At 73.7% G+C, this 17,512-nt stretch carries 17 protein-coding genes; 3 read left to right on the top strand and 14 right to left on the bottom strand.

Annotated elements, in window-relative coordinates; translation table 11 throughout:
• Positions 1 to 163: 163 nt before the first annotated feature.
• From OYE22_RS27785 to OYE22_RS27775, 3 genes are all read right to left on the bottom strand, one after another.
• Positions 164 to 334 (bottom strand): hydrophobic protein, encoded by a 171-nt coding sequence (locus tag OYE22_RS27785; protein ID WP_187063944.1) that lies wholly within the window; start codon positions 332 to 334, stop codon positions 164 to 166.
• A gap of 95 nt (positions 335 to 429) precedes the next feature.
• Positions 430 to 1,377: a hypothetical protein gene (locus tag OYE22_RS27780; protein ID WP_277322937.1), complete on the bottom strand. Its 948-nt coding sequence runs from the start codon at positions 1,375 to 1,377 to the stop codon at positions 430 to 432.
• Positions 1,374 to 2,624 (bottom strand): glycosyltransferase family 4 protein, encoded by a 1,251-nt coding sequence (locus tag OYE22_RS27775; RefSeq protein ID WP_277322936.1) that lies wholly within the window; start codon positions 2,622 to 2,624, stop codon positions 1,374 to 1,376. Before OYE22_RS27775 ends, OYE22_RS27780 begins: the two co-directional genes overlap by 4 nt.
• 624 nt (positions 2,625 to 3,248) lie before the next feature.
• Between OYE22_RS27775 and OYE22_RS27770 the strand changes: the two genes are divergently transcribed.
• Positions 3,249 to 4,031, top strand: coding sequence for a hypothetical protein (locus OYE22_RS27770; RefSeq protein ID WP_277322935.1), 783 nt, complete (start codon positions 3,249 to 3,251; stop codon positions 4,029 to 4,031).
• A 206-nt stretch (positions 4,032 to 4,237) separates the two neighbouring features.
• Positions 4,238 to 4,612, top strand: a complete 375-nt coding sequence (locus OYE22_RS27765; protein WP_277322934.1) for a hypothetical protein — start codon at positions 4,238 to 4,240, stop codon at positions 4,610 to 4,612.
• Positions 4,613 to 4,722: 110 nt separating this feature from the next.
• Here the strand turns inward: OYE22_RS27765 and der are convergent, their stop codons facing one another.
• The 5 genes from der to OYE22_RS27740 all read right to left on the bottom strand — a co-directional run bounded on the left by der (position 4,723) and on the right by OYE22_RS27740 (position 10,064).
• On the bottom strand, positions 4,723 to 6,183 hold the full coding sequence (gene der / locus OYE22_RS27760; RefSeq protein ID WP_277322933.1) for a ribosome biogenesis GTPase Der: 1,461 nt from the start codon (positions 6,181 to 6,183) through the stop codon (positions 4,723 to 4,725).
• A 58-nt stretch (positions 6,184 to 6,241) separates the two neighbouring features.
• The gene (locus OYE22_RS27755) at positions 6,242 to 6,865 is read right to left on the bottom strand and encodes a lysophospholipid acyltransferase family protein (protein WP_277324358.1); all 624 of its coding nucleotides are present in this window, start codon (positions 6,863 to 6,865) and stop codon (positions 6,242 to 6,244) included.
• A gap of 71 nt (positions 6,866 to 6,936) precedes the next feature.
• Positions 6,937 to 7,659 carry a (d)CMP kinase gene (gene cmk, locus OYE22_RS27750; RefSeq protein ID WP_277322932.1) on the bottom strand — a complete coding sequence of 241 codons (723 nt, stop codon included), beginning with the start codon at positions 7,657 to 7,659 and terminating at the stop codon, positions 6,937 to 6,939.
• A 249-nt stretch (positions 7,660 to 7,908) separates the two neighbouring features.
• Positions 7,909 to 8,739: a hypothetical protein gene (locus OYE22_RS27745; protein WP_277322931.1), complete on the bottom strand. Its 831-nt coding sequence runs from the start codon at positions 8,737 to 8,739 to the stop codon at positions 7,909 to 7,911.
• 239 nt (positions 8,740 to 8,978) lie between these two features.
• Positions 8,979 to 10,064 carry a prephenate dehydrogenase gene (locus tag OYE22_RS27740; protein ID WP_277322930.1) on the bottom strand — a complete coding sequence of 362 codons (1,086 nt, stop codon included), beginning with the start codon at positions 10,062 to 10,064 and terminating at the stop codon, positions 8,979 to 8,981.
• Positions 10,065 to 10,309: 245 nt separating this feature from the next.
• Here OYE22_RS27740 and OYE22_RS27735 point away from each other — a divergent pair, with 245 nt between their 5' ends.
• Positions 10,310 to 10,672, top strand: a complete 363-nt coding sequence (locus OYE22_RS27735; protein ID WP_277322929.1) for a DUF952 domain-containing protein — start codon at positions 10,310 to 10,312, stop codon at positions 10,670 to 10,672.
• Between the two features lie 93 nt (positions 10,673 to 10,765).
• On the opposite strand, the gene OYE22_RS27730 is transcribed toward OYE22_RS27735, so the two are convergent.
• The 6 genes from OYE22_RS27730 to ald all read right to left on the bottom strand — a co-directional run bounded on the left by OYE22_RS27730 (position 10,766) and on the right by ald (position 17,505).
• Entirely contained in the window at positions 10,766 to 11,914 is a 1,149-nt protein-coding gene (locus OYE22_RS27730; protein WP_277322928.1) for a pseudouridine synthase, read from the bottom strand.
• Positions 11,914 to 12,534 (bottom strand): SMC-Scp complex subunit ScpB, encoded by a 621-nt coding sequence (gene scpB, locus OYE22_RS27725; protein ID WP_277324357.1) that lies wholly within the window; start codon positions 12,532 to 12,534, stop codon positions 11,914 to 11,916. The genes OYE22_RS27730 and scpB overlap by 1 nt, the downstream gene beginning before the upstream one ends.
• 257 nt (positions 12,535 to 12,791) lie before the next feature.
• On the bottom strand, positions 12,792 to 14,231 hold the full coding sequence (locus OYE22_RS27720; RefSeq protein ID WP_277322927.1) for a segregation/condensation protein A: 1,440 nt from the start codon (positions 14,229 to 14,231) through the stop codon (positions 12,792 to 12,794).
• Positions 14,232 to 14,321: 90 nt separating this feature from the next.
• The gene (locus OYE22_RS27715) at positions 14,322 to 14,903 is read right to left on the bottom strand and encodes a hypothetical protein (RefSeq protein WP_277322926.1); all 582 of its coding nucleotides are present in this window, start codon (positions 14,901 to 14,903) and stop codon (positions 14,322 to 14,324) included.
• Positions 14,888 to 16,006, bottom strand: a complete 1,119-nt coding sequence (locus OYE22_RS27710) for a ParA family protein (protein WP_176160924.1) — start codon at positions 16,004 to 16,006, stop codon at positions 14,888 to 14,890. The genes OYE22_RS27715 and OYE22_RS27710 overlap by 16 nt, the downstream gene beginning before the upstream one ends.
• A 383-nt stretch (positions 16,007 to 16,389) precedes the next feature.
• On the bottom strand, positions 16,390 to 17,505 hold the full coding sequence (gene ald / locus OYE22_RS27705; RefSeq protein WP_277324356.1) for an alanine dehydrogenase: 1,116 nt from the start codon (positions 17,503 to 17,505) through the stop codon (positions 16,390 to 16,392).
• Between the last annotated feature and the right edge of the window lie 7 nt (positions 17,506 to 17,512).

Raw genomic sequence — 17,512 nt, 5'->3', positions numbered from 1 at the left:
CCGACGCGCCCGTGCCCGCGCCCGACGGTCGGGCGCGGGCACGGGCCCACAGGCGGCGACCGGGCCGGCACCGAACCCGTCGTTCGGTGCCGGCCCGGTCGCCGGACGGCTCGCCGGCGCGGCGGTCACCGTGGTGGGGTGCCGCGCACCCGGACCGACCCGCTCACCATCGATACCAGCGGGAGCGGTGGCCGCTCGGCGTGGTGGAGCGCACCAGGAAGCCGAGCAGCCAGATGACCAACACGGCGATGGCGATCCACCACAGCACCTTGATCGCGAAGCCGGCGCCGAACAGGATCAGGGCCAGCAGCAGAACGAGTAGAACAGGAACCATAGTTCGCACCTCCAGGACAACCGAGTGCCCCGCCCACCACGGCTCATGCACATTGCCCCGCCCCGCGACGGTGTCATGACTCACACCGACGGTCGCTACGCCCCCTCGACGCGCACCGAGAGGTCGTTGTCCGCCGTGTAGTACGGGGTGACGCGGACCGTGCCGCGGTCGGTGCCCAACGACAGCGCCGGGTAGGCGAAGACGGGCTTCTTGTCCACGACGTCGTCCAGGATGCGCGCGATGCGCACCCGCGTCGCGGGCGACCGGTCCGCCGGGGCGGTCTCCGCCGAGGCGCCCTCCGCCGCTTGGCCCTCGCCCTCCTCGCCCCCGTCGGCCCGGGCCAGCCACAGGTCCCACACGTCCTGCCCGCCGTCCCAGTGCGCGGCCAGGTCCGCGTAGGCCAGTGAGAAGCCGAAGTCGGCGCAGTCCGCGGTGACCGGGACCTCGTGCTCCACCGACGGGTCGCGGCGCAGCCGGGCCCATACCACCGCGCCGGTCAGCCAGGCCACCGGGCGCTCCACCCGGTAGAGCCGGCCGCGCCCGGTCAGCGTGCCGTCCGCCACCCGCAGTTCGCCGGCCTCCACGTGTGGGGCCCGCAGCCAGCTCCGCAGCGAGAGGTTGCCGTGCTTGGTGGTGTACGGGATGCACACGGCCAGCGGCGACAGACTCGGGCCCGGCCTGCGGTCGACCAGCGAGCGCAGGTCGTTCAGGCCGGGCGCCAGTCGTCGCGGCCGCTCGTCGCCCACGGCCACGTACACGTCCCAGCGGCCCTCGGGCAGCGCGACCGTGCTGGGCAGCACGGCCCTCACCCGGCGCTCGCCGGCCGGCGACAGCGGCAGCCGCACCTCGTCGGCGCCCTCCGCGTCGCCCCGGAGCCTGAGCACGAGCGCCGCGTTCCAGTCGGCGGGGTCGGACAGCGCGAGGTCGATGTCGAAGGTGAGGCCGCCCGCGGAGTCGGCGACGCTGTCCGCGCGCAGCGGCCCGCTCGCCTCGGGCTCGGGCCGGGAGGCGGGCGTGGGCAGTTGTGCAGGGGGGGTCGTCATGCGGCACGTACCTTTCTGAACGCCTGTCGTCCGACGTCCTTGGTCGCGTACACGCCACTGAGCAGGGCGCCTCGCGTGCGGTGGAGCGAGCCGCGCAGTCCGCCGCGCGACATCAGGTCACTGAAGAGCGCCTCGTACCGGCCGGCGACCTGGGAGGGGTCGTAGCGGGCCGAGTTCGCGAGCGCGGCGCCGCCCATGCGCTGCCGCAGCTCGTCGTTGTTGATCAGGTCGAGGAGGGCGCCGGCGATCGCGTTGACGTTGCCGACGGGCACCAGGCGGCCGTCCACGCCGTCGTCGATGATCTCGCCGGGGCCGTGCGGGCAGTCGGTGGAGACCACCGGCAGTCCGCAGCGCATGGCCTCGACGATCGTCATGCCGAACGACTCCAGGCTGGAGGTGACGGCGGCGATGGAGCCCTTGGCCCACTCGGGGTCGAGCGGGTTGGCGGGGCCCATGAGGTAGACGTGATTGTAGAGCCCGAGGCGGTCGATGAGGGCGCGTAGCTTGTCCCGCTCCGCGCCGCCGCCGTAGATCCGCAGCCGCCAGTCCGGGCGCTGGGCCACGACCTTGGCGAACGCCTTGATCAACAGGTCGTACCGCTTCACCGGGGCCAGCCGGCCGGCGGCCACGACCCACTTGCCGGTTCCGTCGGCCGGGGTGATCCCCGGCTCCGGAACGCTGTTGGGCACCGCCTCCACCCGCACCCCAGGCAGCCGCATCTGGCGCCGGTAGGTGTTGGCGTCGGCCTCGGTGACCGTGGTCACCGCGTCCAGCCTCGGGTACAGGCCGCGCAGCGTCTTCTTCAGCCCCTTGGAGTGCGTGCTCAGGGTCAGGTGCTCCTGCCCCACGCGCACGATCCCGCGCCGCGCCTCGCGCGCGATGTGGCAGTTCAGCCCGGGCCGGGTGCCGACCACCACGTCCGTCTCCAGGCCCGCCAGGTGCTCGCCGATGCGCAGGTCGGTCAGCTCGCTGTACTGCTTGTACCGGCCCTCGGTGTACGGGAACACGCGGGCGGGCTTGGTGTAGCGCGGGTCGTCGCCCTCGTAGTCCGGGCTGTTCTTACGGATGTCCACCAGATGCCGCAACGTCACCTTGGAGCCGGGGTCGAAGACCGGCTCGTCGCGGTGCCGGAACACGGAGACGATCTCCACGTCGTGCTGCTCCGCGAGCGTGCGGGCAGTGTTGTACGTGGTGCGGATCGTCCCGCCGATCCCGTACGCGTTGTGAATCAGGAATGAGATATGCATCCGTCCCCGTCATCCCACGGTTTTCCCCGCGGACGGTCGCTCGTCCGCCTTAACTTCTGGGTAAGACTAGGAAAACGGTTGCGGGGTTGGCCCCACACACCATCTTGTTCCCCAAGCGATGTGCAATCGGTAGCGGCCCGCGGGAACTTTCCCAGCCGAGTGATCATCATGGCCGGTCGGCGTGGTCCGTCCCGGGGCGCCGCGCTGCCGGGCGTCACCGGGTCGGGCGAACCGGCGCGGTCGCTCCCGCGCCCGGCGCACCGGGTCGCGGGCCGCTCGGGACGGGTGCCCCGAGGCCAGGATGACCGTTCGCTCGCTGCCCAAGGGTGCCCGCTCCAGCGCGAGCGCGCCACCGCGCCGGTCGGCCGGCCCCCCGCGCGGCGGCGCACGGGGGCGTGATCCGGCCGCCCCACAGGACCCACCCGCCCCGTACCCGCTCGCCGTGGGCCAGCGGCGGGGCGGGTCGGGGCGGCCCGCAAGCGCTTCCGGGCGGCGTTGGCGGCGGGCCGGGGACGGCGTGTTTCCGCGTCACGCCCGGCGTGACCCCCGCCGCTGGTCCCCCGTTGTGTTCATTACGAGCCGGGGGTCCACCCGGCGCATGAAGACGAATTCGAGGAGCCACCCGTGCCGCGCATGCTCGACGTCAGCGACGACGTACGCGCCGAGATCGGCGACGAAGAGGCCGAACGGCTGCTCGTCGGCGACAACACCCCGGGCAACTACGACTGCACCTCGTGCCGCACCCCCGGCGACGCCGCCCAGGAGCCCACCAGCACGGTCCTGTTCGTCGGCGACGAGACCGCCGTCCTGGCCTTCGCGCACGCCTCCTGCATCCCCTCGCAGGTGGTCACGGTCTCCGAGGAGCAGTTGCAGGGGGCCGTACGGTCCATCACCGCGAGCCAGGACGCCGACAGCGTCCCCAGGAGCGACCCGCGGCAGGCCGTGCTCGGCGTCACCAGCGGGCTGATCCTGCTCGGCGGCGAGGTCCACCCCGGGCTCGTGGTCGAGCCGACCGGCCCCATCGTCCGCCCCGGCTCCGACGGCCCGGGCGACGACTTCCTGACCCTCCTCACCGAGCAGGGCTTTCGGCCGGTCACCGACCTGGAGCAGCGGCCGGAGCGGAACTCGGGCTGGTCGGTGCTGCTGGCCATGGGCCAACTGCACGCGGTCCTCTCCCCCGGCGCCGACGGCACCGCCTCCACCGCGTGGTGGCAGGCCCACCAGCCGCTGCACGTGACCGAGGGGTGGCGGGCCGCCGCGAACAAGAGCAACACCGTGTTCGTCTACGCGGCCCCGGCCGGCGCCATCGGCCAGCAGCCGCGCGAGGACCTGCTGCGCTCGGCCCTGGAGCGGGCCGCCGCGCGCGGGGAGCTGGTCGCCGCCGCGATGCCGCTCGCGGGCACGTGATGCGGGCCGCGCCCGCGCGGGGGCAGGGCCCCCAGCCGGGCCCGCAGCCGCCCGGCACCGCCCCGTACGGCTCCCGGTTCACCACGCCGGACCGGGAGCGCGCCCGGCCGAACGCCCACTTCGGACACACTCCCCCATACGCCTCACGGGTGGCGCATTCGCCATACTCCCCGCATCCGACGAGCGATCGGGTCGTTGGCGCTTACGTGCACACATACGAGACCGCCCCCCGCGACCCCTACCAGCCTCCGATCCCTGGCATGCGACCCCCGCACGAGGGACCCGACCACGCGCGGCCCCACCAGCACGTCGCGTCGGCCACGCCCATCTTCGACGCCCTGTACGCGGAGTACCGCAGGTCCTTCCGGGCCCTGCCGGGGGACCGCTCGGGCGAGGAGGACCTCGGGTTCACGGCGTTCGGCCACCGCGAGCAGCGGGGCTCGTGGGAACGCCCGGGCGGCTGGGAGCGCACCGGCGCCTGGGACGGCGGCGGCTGGTCGGGCAACGGCCGCCACCAGCGCGCCAACCTGCCCGCCGCGCTGCCGCCCGCGCCCCGGGACGGCAGGCGGCGCGGTCTGTAGGAGGACCGCCGCCGCGTCGGCTGGACGCGGCGGCGACGGGGTCAGCGGCCCGACGGAGCCGCCGGAGCGGCCCGTGCGTGCGCGGCGGCCTGGGGTCCGACCCCGGGCCGCTACTTCTTGCGCCCGCGCTTCTCGCGGACCCGTACCGAGATGTGGATGGGGGTGCCCTCGAAGCCGAACTCCTCGCGCAGCCGGCGCTCCACGAAGCGGCGGTAGCCGGCCTCCAGGAAGCCGGAGGCGAACAGGACGAACCTCGGGGGCTTGACGCCCGCCTGCGTACCGAACAGGATGCGCGGCTGCTTACCGCCACGGATCGGGTGCGGGTGGGAGGCCACGATCTCGCCGAGGAAGGCGTTCAGCCGCCCGGTGGGGACCCGGGTCTCCCAACCGGCGATGGCGGTCTCGATCGCCGGGACCAGCTTCTCCATGTGCCGCCCCGTACGCGCCGAGACGTTGACCCGCTGGGCCCACGGGATCTGCACCAGGTCCCGCTCGATCTCCCGCTCCAGGTAGTAGCGGCGCTCCTCGTCGAGGGTGTCCCACTTGTTGTACGCGATGACCAGCGCCCGACCGGCCTCCACGGCCATCGTGATGATCCGCTGGTCCTGCACGCTGATGGACTCGCTGGCGTCGATGAGGACGACCGCGACCTCCGCCTTCTCCAACGCCGCCGCGGTGCGCAGCGACGCGTAGTAGTCCGCGCCCTCCTGGAGGTGGACGCGGCGGCGGATGCCGGCGGTGTCCACGAACTTCCAGGTCTTGCCGCCCAGCTCGATCAGCTCGTCCACCGGATCGCGGGTGGTGCCGGCCTGCTCGTTGACGACCACCCGCTCCTCGCCCGCGACCTTGTTCAGCAGCGAGGACTTGCCCACGTTCGGGCGGCCGATGAGCGCGACGCGGCGCGGGCCGCCGACGGCCGTGCCGAAGGTCTGCGCCGGGGCCTCGGGCAGCGCGTCCAGGGCGGCGTCGAGCATGTCGCCGGTGCCACGGCCGTGCAGCGCGGAGACCGGGTAGGGCTCGCCGAGACCGAGCGACCACAGGGCCGCCGCGTCCGCCTCGGCCGAGGGACCGTCCACCTTGTTGGCGCACAGCACGACGGGCTTGCCGGCCCGCCGCAGCAGCTTGACCACGGCCTCGTCGGTGTCGGTGGCGCCCACGGAGGAGTCCACGACGAAGACGACCGCGTCGGCGGCCTCCATCGCGAACTCGGCCTGCGCGGCCACCGAGGCGTCGATGCCGAGCACGTCCTGCTCCCAGCCCCCGGTGTCCACCACCTTGAAGCGGCGCCCGGCCCACTCGGCCTCGTACGTCACCCGGTCCCGGGTCACGCCGGGGCGGTCCTCCACGACCGCCTCGCGGCGCCCGAGGATCCGGTTGACCAGGGTCGACTTGCCGACGTTGGGGCGTCCGACGACGGCGAGCACCGGCAGCGGGCCGTGGCCGGCCGCCGCGATGTCGCTCTCCACCTCTTCGGGGTCGAAGCCCTCCTGCGCGGCGAGCTCCATGAACTCCGCGTACTCGGCGTCGCCAAGCTCACCGTGCTCGTCGCCGGTGTGGATCTGGTCGTTCATGAAGTGTTCCTCGTCGTCCCTCGGCGGCGGGCCCTCACGGCCCGCCGCTCACGTCTGTCTAGCGGCCGGTGCGGCGCCTGGCGTCGGCCAGGTGCTCGCTCAGCCGCGCCTGGATGCGGACGGTCGCCGCGTCCAGGACTGCCCGGGTGGCCCGGGTGCGGGTGGCGCCCGTCCCGGACGGGGCGCCGCCGTCGGTGTCGTCCGTGGCGCGGAAGGCCGGGCCGAAGACGATGTCGATGCGGGACCGCAGCGGGGGCAGGGCCGCTATGGCCCGGCCGCGCCGCTCGCTGGTGCCCAGCACCGCCACCGGCACGATGGGGGCGTCGCCGCGCACCGCGAAGTAGGCCAGGCCGGCGCGGAGCGCGGCGAAGTCGCCCTCGCCCCGGGTGCCCTCCGGGAAGATGCCGAGCACGTCCCCACGGCGCAGCACGGCGAGCGCGTCGGTGATCGCCGCCCGGTCCGCGATCTCCCGGTCCACCTTGAGCTGGCCGATGGAGCGCAGGAACGGGTCGAGCGGCCCGACGAACGCTTCCTTCTTGATCAGGAAGTGCACCGGCCGGGGCGCGGTGCCCATGAGCATCGGGCCGTCGACGCCGTGCGCGTGGTTGACCGCGAGGATGACCGGGCCGCTGCTCGGCACCCGCCAGGCGCCGAGCACGCGCGGGCGCCACAGCGTGTTCATCAGGCCGATGCCGATACGGCGGCCGACCGCGGCACCCGGCCCGCTCGGTGCCTGCTGTGCCGCGGCCGTGCTCACGCGCCCTGCTTGTCTTCGATCAGGGTGACCACGCACTCGATGACCTGCTCCAGGGTCAGCTCGGTGGTGTCCACCTCGACCGCGTCGTCGGCCTTGGCCAGCGGGGAGGTCTTGCGCCCCGAGTCGGCCGCGTCCCGCTTGGCCAGCGCCGCCTGCGTGGCGGCGATGTCCGAGGCGCTCCTGCCGCCCAGCTCGCCGCTGCGGCGGGCGGCGCGGGCCGCCTCCGAAGCGGTGAGGAAGATCTTGAGGTCGGCGTCCGGCAGCACGGTGGTGCCGATGTCGCGGCCCTCGACGACGATGCCGTGCGGCGCCTCGGCGGCGATGGTGCGCTGCAACTCGGTCAGCCGGGCGCGCACCTCGGGTACGGCGCTGACGGCGCTGACGGCGGCGGTGACCTCGGCGGTGCGGATGGGGCCCGCGGCGTCGGCGCCGTCTACGCTGATGGTGGGCGCGGCCGGGTCCGTACCGGAGACGATGGCGGGCTTGGCCGCGGCGTCGGCGACGGCGGCCGGGTCGTTCACGTCGATGCCGTTGCTCAGCATCCACCAGGTGATCGCCCGGTACTGGGCCCCGGTGTCCAGGTAGCGCAGGCCGAGCTTGGCCGCGACGGCCTTGGAGGTGCTGGACTTGCCCGTGCCGGAGGGGCCGTCGATGCCGACAATGACTGCTGCCGGTGCGGTCCGGGCGGCGGTTTCCACGGTGACAGACACCTTCCTCATGCACGGGGCGTTACTACGGGGCGGACGCGGAGTGATCGCGAAACGAGAGGTCTCCGACAAGGTTACTGGTTGGAATGACCACCCCGTGCAGCCGAGGCCGCCGCCGTCGGCCGAGGGCCGGCCGCCACCCGTGGTGTGGCGGCCGGCCCCGGGCGCCGCGCGGGTCCCCGCCCGGGCCGGCGGCCGCGCGGGAGTGACCCGAGAGGCGCCGGCTCCGGCCGCCCCCGCACACGTCACCGCGTCAGCCCGTCACCGCGTGATCTTGTTCGTCACGTCGGCGGTCTGGCCGCGCGGCGGCGCCTCGACCTCCGCGTCGGTCCCGTAGTCGGTGAAGTCGATGACCGTGCGGGCGGTCACGCGCTGCGCGTTCATCTCGCCCTGCTTCGGCGTCAGCTCCATCTGCTGCCGCCGGATGCGGCCGTCGTCGTCGAGCCACAGCTCCATCGGCAGGTGCCGGCCGAACTGCTTCTTGAGCTGGGCGGCCTCGGCCTTGCGGGTGCCGGCGAGCTTGTCCACGTCGATGCTCACCCGGTAGCGGGTGGTCTGAACACCGTTCAGTTCCTGGCGGCCGAGCTTCTCGACCTTCCCGTCGGAGATGGCCTTGGTGTACTGGGCGGACGCCGCCGGGTCGCTGATCTGGTCGCCTCCGGAGCGCTCGTTCCGCTCGGCGACCTTCGCCAGGTCCACCTTGATCCACTGCTTGCCGCCGGGGATCTGCTGGCGCTCCTCCTTCGGCGGCTGCTGGAAGAGCACGCCGTCGACGACCCGCTGTTCGAGCTGCTTCCCGTCCCCGGAGAGCTTCAGCTTCGACGCGCCGTCGTCGAAGTCGATGACGCCCTCGCCCCGCACCGTGACGTCCTTCGAGCCCGCGCTGGTCTTCGTGACCAGTCGCATCTTCGCGGTCTCCGCCTCGGCGGTCTTCTCGTAGGCCGTCTGGACCACCTGGCTCTGGTCCGCTCCCGCGCCGGGCGTCTCGGGGCTTTCCGAGCTCTTCCCGCCGCCCGCGCTGTCCGTCTTCTTGTCGGAGCCGTCGTCGCTTCCGCATCCGGTCAGCGCCGTACCGGCGGCGAGTCCGGCCACCGCGAGGGCGGCGATCGTCGTACGTCCCCGGCGGGACGCCCGTCCGGCGCCCGCGCCGCCGTCTGTCCGTCGAATGAGCCGCCGTGCGCGCATCCTGCCTCCCGTGGTCGTGTCTGCTGTCGAGACACGCGGGTGCCCCGGGCCTGGCGGCGTACACGCCCCCGCCGCCAGGCGCGGGGCGTAACGCCACTCTTCGGCCACCACGATGGCCGAGAACCGGCGGTCGCGGGACGGCGCGCTCACGGGCGCAGCGGCCAGCCCCGTTCGCGCAGCGCCACGGTCAGCGGTTGCACCGCGTTCGGCTCGACCACCAGTTGGATGCGGCCCGCCTGCTGGCCGGTGGCGTGCTCGATCCGTACGTCCTCGATGTTGACGCCGGCCCGGTCCGCGTCGGCGAAGATCCGGGCCAGCTCGCCCGGCTGGTCGCCGATGAGGACCGTCACGGTGTCGTAGGCGGCGGGCGCGGCGCCGTGCTTGCCCGGCACCCGGACCCGGCCCGCGTTGCCCCGGCGCAGCACGTCGGCGATGCCGGCAGCGCCGTCCTCGCGCGCGGCCTCGGCGCCGGACTCCAGGGAGCGCAGCGCTCGTACGGTCTCCGCGAGGTCGTCGGCCAGCTCGGCCAGCACGTCGGCGACCGGGCCCGGGTTGGCGGACAGGATGTCGATCCACATCGCCGGGTCGGAGGCGGCGATCCTGGTGACGTCCCGGATGCCCTGGCCGCACAGCCGCACGGCCGTCTCGTCGGCGTTCTGCAGCCGGGCCGCGACCATGCTGGAGACGAGCTGCGGGGTGTGCGAGACCAGCGCCACGGCGCGGTCGTGCGCGTCGGCGTCCATCACGACGGGCACGGCGTGGCACAGCGCCACCAGCTCCAGGGCCAGGTTCAGCACCTCGGTGTCGGTGTCCCGGGAGGGCGTGAGCACCCAGGGGCGGCCCTCGAAGAGGTCGGCGCTGGCGGCCAGCGGGCCCGACCGCTCGCGGCCCGACATCGGGTGCGTGCCCAGGTAGTGCGTCAGGTCGCAGCCCTTGGCCTCCAGCTCGCGGCGCGGGCCGCCCTTGACGCTGGCGACGTCCAGGTAGCCGCGGGCCAGGCCGCGGCGCATCGCGTCGGCCAGGGTGTCGGCGACGTGCGCGGGGGGCACGGCCACGATGACCAGGTCCACCGGGCCCTCGGGTTCGGCGTCGCTGCCGGCGCCCATGGCGGCGGCGGTGCGGGCCTGCGCCGGGTCGTGGTCGGCCAGGTGTACGTGGACGCCCCGGCCCGCCAGCGCGAGGGCGGCCGAGGTGCCGATGAGGCCGGTGCCGATGACGAGAGCGGTTCTCACGAAGTGGTGTCCTTCTGCGGGCTGGGGGCTGGCGCTGTCACCTACCGCGTACCGCCACCCTAACCAGCGCCGGCCGGCCGCCGGCCCGACGCCCAGCAGCCGAGACGGGCGCGTGGCGGGGCGTGGGTGGGCCGCGCGGGGGCCTTGTGTCCGGCAGGCGGCCGGGGCGGGCAAGTGGGGCGCAATGCGCCGTGCGGCGGGGCGGAGGGGGTACGAAGCGCCCCGGTTCCGGTAGAACGTTCCGCATGATCTACCACGTGGTTCCCCTGGACGACTGGCTGGTCGCGCCCGACCGCCCGTACGCCCCGCGCTCGCTCGCCGAGGACGGATTCGTGCACTGCTCGCCCGACGAGGCCACGACGCTGGCCGTGGCCACGGCCCGCTTCCGGTACGCCGTCGGCCCGCTGATGGTGCTGCTCATCGACGAGGGGAAGCTGGACGTGATGGTGCGCTGGGAGGCCGCCGACCCCGCGCCGCCGCCCGGCGTGTCCGCCGCGACCCGGTTCCCGCACGTGTACGGGCACATCAACCGGACCGCGGTGGCCGGGATGATGGAGGTCAAGCGGGACGAGGAGGGACGCGCGGTCTCGCTCGGCCCCTGGTCGTGACGGGACCGCTGACGGCCCCGGGGCCGTCAGCGCCGGGGCCGGGCCGACTGGCCAGCCCCGCGCCGCGCACGGGCCCCGGGCCGTGCGGTGTGGTTAGAGGTCCACCTCGCGCATGAGCATCCCGACCTCGGTGTTGGTCAGCCGGCGCAGCCAGCCCGACTTCTGGTCGCCGAGCGGGATCGGCCCGAAGTGCGTGCGGACCAGCTTCTCGACCGGGAACCCGGCCTCGGCGAGCATGCGGCGCACGATGTGCTTGCGACCCTCGTGCAGCGTGACCTCGACCAGGTAGTTCTTGCCGACGTTCTCGACCACCTTGAAGTGGTCGGCGCGGGCGTACCCGTCCTCCAGCTCGATGCCGTTCTTGAGCTGCTTGCCGAGGTCACGCGGGATGGGGCCCTGGATCGCGGCGAGGTAGGTCTTCTTCACGCCGTACCGGGGGTGGGTGAGGCGGTGCGCCAGCTCACCGTGGTTGGTGAGCAGGATGACGCCCTCGGTCTCCGTGTCGAGGCGCCCGACGTGGAAGAGCCGGGTCTCGCGGTTGGTGACGTAGTCGCCGAGGCACTGGCGGCCGTCCGGGTCCTCCATGGTGGAGACGACGCCGGCGGGCTTGTTGAGGGCGAAGAACAGGTACGACTGGGTGGCGACGGTCAGGCCGTCCACCTTGATCTCGTCCTTCTCGGGGTCCACGCGCAGCCCCTGCTCGGTGACGATCTGCCCGTTCACCTCGACCCTGGCCTGGTCGATCAGCTCCTCGCAGGCGCGCCGCGAGCCCATGCCGGCCCGGGCGAGCACCTTCTGCAGCCGCTCGCCGTCCTCGCCGCCGAAGGTCTTGGGCAGGTTGAGCTTCGGCTTGTTGTGCCGGGCCCGGTTGCGCTCCTCGATCTGCGCGTCCAGCTCGCGCGGGCGGGCCGGGACGGAGCGCCCTCGGCCGCCGCCCGGCCGCCCGGCCGCGCCACCGCGACCGCCCGCCGGGGCACCGCCACGGCCACCCGCCGGGGCGCCGCCACGGCCGCCGGCCGCCGGGCCGCCGCGGCCGCCCGCCTTCGGGCCGCCCTTCGGCGCGCCCTTGCCGCCGCCGACGCCGCCCGGCCGGTTCGCGCCCGACTGCCCCGTGCTGCCGACGTCGTAGCGGCGCTCCTCGGGCCGGGGCGTGCCCGAGCGCCGTGGCTTGTCGTCACGCCTGCCGCCACCCCCGCTCCGGGGGTTCCGGTTGCCGCCGCTGTTCCTGTCACTGCTTCGCATCAAGGTTCCGTAGTCGAGTGGGCCGTCGTGGTGTCTGCGTCGTCCGGTGCGTCCGGGTCGAACGAGGGGACCCCCTCAAGCGAGTCCGCCTCGACGGCGTCCACCTCCGGCAGAAACGGTGCCAGCTCGGGCAACTCGTCCAGGCCCCGCAGGCCCATCCGCTCCAGAAAGTAGTTCGTCGTCCTGTACAGGATCGCACCTGTTTCGGGTTCCGTGCCCGCCTCCTCCACCAGACCGCGCTGCAGGAGGGTCCGCATCACGCCGTCGCAGTTCACTCCGCGTACGGCGGAGACGCGCGAACGGCTGACCGGTTGACGGTACGCGACGACGGCCAACGTCTCCAACGCGGCCTGGGTGAGCCTGGCCTGTTGGCCGTCGAGCACGAAGCCCTCGACGGCCGCGGCGTACTCGGGCCGGGTGTAGAACCGCCAGCCCCCCGCCACCAGGCGCAGCTCGAAGCCGCGCCCCTGGCGGGTGTACTCGTCGGCCAGCTCCCGCACCGCGTCGGCCACCGCGCGCCGGGGCCGGCCCAGCACCTTGGCCAGGTGTTCCTCGGTGGCCGGCTCGTCGACCACCATCAGCACGGCCTCCAGCGCGGGCCGCAACGCGAGCCTGGCCACCCCACCGGCGCCGTCGCCATCGCCGTCGGGGTCCGCCTCTCCCCCGGCGTCCCCGGCGTCTCCGGCGCCGTCGGGGTCGCCGGCGTCCTCGGGGTCGCCGTCCCCGGCCGGGTACGGCGTGCTCGGGTCGGCCGCCCGCGTCGCGTCCGGCCCCGGCGCGGGGTGCGCCTCGGCCGGGCCCGCGCCGCCCGGCGGGGGCCCCACCTGCTCGGCGGGCGCAGGTGACGTCCGCCGCTCCGCTGCCTCGTCCCGCTCGGTCATCGCCGCGCCTCCCACTCGCTGCCTGGTCCGGGCCCTCCCGGCCGCTGGTCGGCCGGCCCCGCGTCGGCCGGCCCCGCCGCGCTCGTACCGGCCGCCAGCTCGTCCGCCGCGCCGCCCTGGTCCGCCTCAGCGGTACGGGGTTCAGAGTCGGCGGTGGGCCGCGCCGCGGCCGGCTCGCGCTCGCCCGGTTGTTGGTCGAACTCGTCGGTGACGCGCGGCCGTTCCCCCTCGGCGCCGGTCCAGCGGACGCGGAGCGCGCCGAGCGCCTCCTCCTGGTCCAGCGTGATGACCCGCTCCCGGTACAGCTCAAGGAGTGCGAGGAAGCGGGCCACGACGGTGAGGGTGTCGGGGGCGTCGTCGGTCAGGGTCTGGAAGTCGGTCGCGCCGAGCTGGCGCAGCCGCGCGATCACGACCTCGGCCTGCTCCCGGACGCTGACCAGCGGCGCGTGGATGTGGTCGACGTACACCTGCGGCTTGGCCTTGGGCTGCATCGCCTTCACGGCCAGCTTCGCGAAGCCGTCCGCCCCTATCCGGATCACCACCTCCGGCAGCAGCTCGGCGTGGTGCGCCTCCAGGCCGACGGTGCGCGGGTAGCGCCGGGCCTCGTCGTCCAGCCGCTCCTGGAAGATGTCGGCGATCCGCTTGTAGGCCCGGTACTGGAGCAGCCGCGCGAACAGCAGGTCCCTGGCTTCGAGGAGGGCGAGGTCGGCCTCGTCCTCGACCTCGGCCGACGGCAACAGCCGGGCCGCCTTCAGGTCGAGCAGGGTCGCGGCCACCACCAGGAACTCCGTCGTCTGGTCGAGGTCCCAGTCCGGTCCCATGGCGCGGATGTGCGCCATGAACTCATCGGTGACCTGCGAGAGCGCCACCTCGGTGACGTCCATCTTGTGCTTGGAGATGAGCTGGAGGAGCAGGTCGAAGGGGCCCTCGAAGTTGGCGAGCCGGACCGTGAACCGACCGTCGTCGGCGGCCGGCTCGCCGGTCCCATCCGCCGCCTCCACCGCCTCCGTTTGGGGTTCCGCACCCGGCGGTACGTCGTCGGCGCCTGCCTCCGCTGCGGGTTCCGCGCCCGGCCGTACGTCGTCGGCGCCTGGCCGCTGGGGCGGGGCGTCCCCGCGCGGGGCCTCGGCGGCGCCGTCAGCGGCCGTGCGCGGCCCCGTGGCCTCCGGGTCGCCGGCCGGCTCCGGCGCGGCCTCCCGGGGCGGCTCAGCGGGTTCGGCGGGCTGCGGCACGCCGACGGGCTCCGGCATGCCGGCGGGCTCGGGGGGCCCGACAGGGCCGGTGGGCTCGGGGGGCCCGACGGGGCCGGTGGGCTCGGCGGTCGCCGGATCGGGGGGCGGTGGGGTGGTGCCCTGGTGCGTGCCCGGGCCCCGGCCGAGGCTGCGGCGCGGGGCGCGCGGCGGCGTGGCCGGGGCGGGGTCGTCGTTCGTGGGCATGGGGGTCCAAGGTGCGGGGGCGGGCGAAAGGCCCGTACGAGCGGGCAGGTTACCGCCGCCGCCCCGCGATGTGCGGGATCTCCGCGCCGGTCAGCGACCGCGCAGCCGGCGCACGAGAATGCTCGCGTCGCCGCGCGACTCCAGGTCGGCGAGGACGACGGCGACCGCCTCGCGGACGATGCGCCCACGGTCCACGGCCAGCCCGTGCTCGCCGCGCAGCACCAGGCGCGCGTGTTCGAGGTCCATCAGCTCCTCGGCGGAGACGTAGACCGTGATCTTCTCGTCGTGGCGCTCCCGGCCGCTGGGCCGGCGGCCCGCGGCCCGGCCGCGGCGGCGCGCCTGCGCGGGTGGGGTCGGACCGTCCTGCGCCTGGCGTCCCTTGGGTCGTTCCTGCGCGGCCGGCGCGCGGCGCTCGCCCGGCTGCTCCGGTCCGCTCTCGTGTCCGTCCCGGCCCTCGTGGCCGGCGCCGGCCCGCTCGTCGGCCTCGGCCGCGCGCCGCGCCGCCTCTGCGTCCCCCTCGGACGCCGGGGCCGGCACCCGGCCCCGGGCGTCGGCGGGCAGCGCCCGCTCCTCGCCGCCCGCCTGCCGGCGGGGAGAGGACGCCTGGAGGGCGGTGCCCCCGGTGGTACGGAACAGTTCGTCGGCTCCGGGCAGACTCACTCGGCGGGACACCGGGCGAGCACCTCCCTGGCGAGCTGGCGATAGGCGGCGGCACCGACGGAGTTGGAGGCGTACGTGGTGATCGGCTCGCCGGCCACGGTCGTCTCCGGGAAGCGCACGGTGCGGCCGATAACCGTGTGGTAGACGTGGTCGTCGAACGCCTCGACGACGCGCGCGAGCACCTCACGGCTGTGCACCGTGCGGGAGTCGTACATCGTGGCGAGGATGCCGTCCAGCTCCAGGTCGGGGTTGAGCCGCTCCTGGACCTTCTCGATGGTCTCGGTGAGCAGCGCCACACCGCGCAGCGCGAAGAACTCGCACTCCAGCGGCACGATGACCTTGTGCGCGGCGGTGAGCGCGTTCACCGTCAACAGGCCGAGCGAGGGCTGGCAGTCGATGACGATGTAGTCGTAGTCGGCCAGCAGGGGCTTGAGCGCGCGCTGGAGCGTGGACTCGCGGGCCACCTCGCTGACCAACTGCACCTCGGCCGCCGACAGGTCGATGTTGCTCGGCAGCAGGTCCATGTTGGGCACGGCCGTCTTGAGCAGCACCTCGTCGGCCGACATGCCCCGCTCCATGAGCAGGTTGTAGACCGTGAGGTCCAGCTCCATCGGGTTCACGCCGAGGCCGACCGACAGGGCGCCCTGCGGGTCGAAGTCCACCAGCAGCACGCGGCGGCCGTACTCGGCGAGCGCGGCGCCCAGGTTGATGGTCGAGGTGGTCTTGCCCACCCCGCCCTTCTGGTTGCACATCGCGATGATCTTCGCGGGGCCGTGCTCGGTGAGCGGTCCCGGGATCGGGAAGTACGGCAGCGGGCGCCCGGTGGGGCCGATGCGCTCGCGGCGCTGACGGGCCGCGTCGGGCGCGAGGGTGGCCGCGTACTCGGGATCGGGCTCGTACTCGGCGTCGGGGTCGTAGAAGCGCCCCTCGGGCATTGCGTCGTAGTCGGCGAAGGTCGCGGGGTCGGTTCCGCCCTGCTCGCCGGCCATGGCGTTCACGTGTTGGCCGTCCATGCTCTGGTGGGCTCTCGTCATGCTCTGGTGGGCAGCGAAGGTGTGGACAGCGACGGAGCCGACAGCCCGTTGCCCCGAGGGACTCTGGCCCCGCGCACCCATTCCTGGTTGACCACCCCCGGGAGAAAATGTCGACTCAACCACAAGTCGTCCTACCTCCTTGGTGACCAGGAAATTTCTCGATTGGTCAGCGTGACACCATGCCGACGATTGGCGACTCTATGGCGTGTCGGCGGTTCGCAGCAACACAATCCACCGGACCCGGCCCGATGTGTCGGCAAGGGAACACCCGGATGTCAAGGGTGAGAGGCGGCCCGCGTCGAGGTTTCCCAGTCGCCCATAGCGGCTGAAAAGTTGCGTTCAAGGCGAGTTGACACGAGGCCGGATCGCGTGGTTCCCCGGGCGCGTCGCACGCACCCGTGGCCGGGCCTCGCCACACGGCAAGACCCGGCCACGGATTCGGTGTTGCTTTCCTCGGCGTCGATCTAGCCGAGCAGGGTGCTCAGTTCGACGGTGGCCAGGCCGTGCGCCTCGCCGACGGGGCCGTAAACGACCTGGCCGTCATGGGTGTTGAGGCCCTTGGCGAGCGCGGGGTCGCGCCGCAGCGCGTCGCGCCAGCCACGGTTGGCCAGCTCCACGATGTAGGGCAGCGTGGCGTTGGTCAGGGCGTAGGTAGAGGTGTTGGGCACCGCGCCGGGCATGTTGGCGACGCAGTAGAAGACCGAGTTGTGGACCGGGAAGGTCGGCTCGGCGTGCGTGGTCGGGTGCGAGTCCTCGAAGCAGCCACCCTGGTCGATCGCAATGTCGACAAGTACACTTCCGGGCTTCATCCGGGACACCAGCTCGTTGGTGACGAGCTTCGGGGCCTTGGCGCCGGGGATCAGGACGGCACCGATGACCAGGTCGGCGTCGAGGACCGCGCGCTCCAGCTCGTAGGCGTTGGAGGTGATGGTCTGCACCTTGGTGCCGAAGACCTTGTCCGCCTCGCGCAGCTTGTTGATGTCCTTGTCGAGGAGCGTGACGTGGAAGCCCATGCCGACCGCGATCTGCGTGGCGTTCCAGCCGGAGACGCCGCCGCCGATGACGACGGCCTTGCCGGCCTGCACGCCGGGGACGCCGCCGGGCAGCACGCCGCGGCCACCGGCCGAGCGCATCAGGTGGTAGGCGCCGACCTGCGGGGCGATCCGCCCGGCGACCTCGGACATCGGCGCGAGCAGCGGAAGCTGGCGGCCCGCGGTCTCCACGGTCTCGTACGCGATGGCGGTGGTGCCGGACTCCAGGAGGGCGTCCGTGCACTCGCGGGAGGCGGCCAGGTGCAGGTAGGTGAAGAGGGTCTGGTCCTTGCGGAGGCGGTGGTACTCCTCCGCGATCGGCTCCTTGACCTTGAGCAGCAGGTCGGCCGTGGCCCACACCTCGTCCGCGGTGGCGAGGATGGTCGCACCGGCGCCGGTGTACTCCTCGTCCGCGATCGAGGAGCCGAGGCCGGCACCCTGCTCGATGAAGACCTGGTGGCCATGGCGCACGAGCTCGTGCACGCCAGCGGGGGTGATGGCCACCCGGAACTCGTTGTTCTTGACCTCGCGGGGGATGCCGACCTTCACGTCGATC

Source organism: Streptomyces sp. 71268 (assembly GCF_029392895.1).
Lineage (GTDB): Bacteria > Actinomycetota > Actinomycetes > Streptomycetales > Streptomycetaceae > Streptomyces.
The sequence above is the reverse complement of the archived record's forward strand: the minus strand, read 5'-3'. Positions and strand labels throughout refer to the sequence as shown.

Bases quoted from the DNA above. Each gene is read 5' to 3' on its own strand.
- OYE22_RS27785 (WP_187063944.1), bottom strand. From the start codon at position 334: ATGGTTCCTGTTCTACTCGTTCTGCTGCTGGCCCTGATCCTGTTCGGC.
- OYE22_RS27780 (WP_277322937.1), bottom strand. From the start codon at position 1,377: ATGACGACCCCCCCTGCACAACTGCCCACGCCCGCCTCCCGGCCCGAG.
- OYE22_RS27775 (WP_277322936.1), bottom strand. From the start codon at position 2,624: ATGCATATCTCATTCCTGATTCACAACGCGTACGGGATCGGCGGGACG.
- der (WP_277322933.1), bottom strand. From the start codon at position 6,183: ATGAACGACCAGATCCACACCGGCGACGAGCACGGTGAGCTTGGCGAC.
- OYE22_RS27755 (WP_277324358.1), bottom strand. From the start codon at position 6,865: ATGAACACGCTGTGGCGCCCGCGCGTGCTCGGCGCCTGGCGGGTGCCG.
- cmk (WP_277322932.1), bottom strand. From the start codon at position 7,659: ATGAGGAAGGTGTCTGTCACCGTGGAAACCGCCGCCCGGACCGCACCG.
- OYE22_RS27735 (WP_277322929.1), top strand. From the start codon at position 10,310: ATGATCTACCACGTGGTTCCCCTGGACGACTGGCTGGTCGCGCCCGAC.
- OYE22_RS27730 (WP_277322928.1), bottom strand. From the start codon at position 11,914: ATGCGAAGCAGTGACAGGAACAGCGGCGGCAACCGGAACCCCCGGAGC.
- OYE22_RS27720 (WP_277322927.1), bottom strand. From the start codon at position 14,231: ATGCCCACGAACGACGACCCCGCCCCGGCCACGCCGCCGCGCGCCCCG.
- OYE22_RS27710 (WP_176160924.1), bottom strand. From the start codon at position 16,006: ATGGGTGCGCGGGGCCAGAGTCCCTCGGGGCAACGGGCTGTCGGCTCC.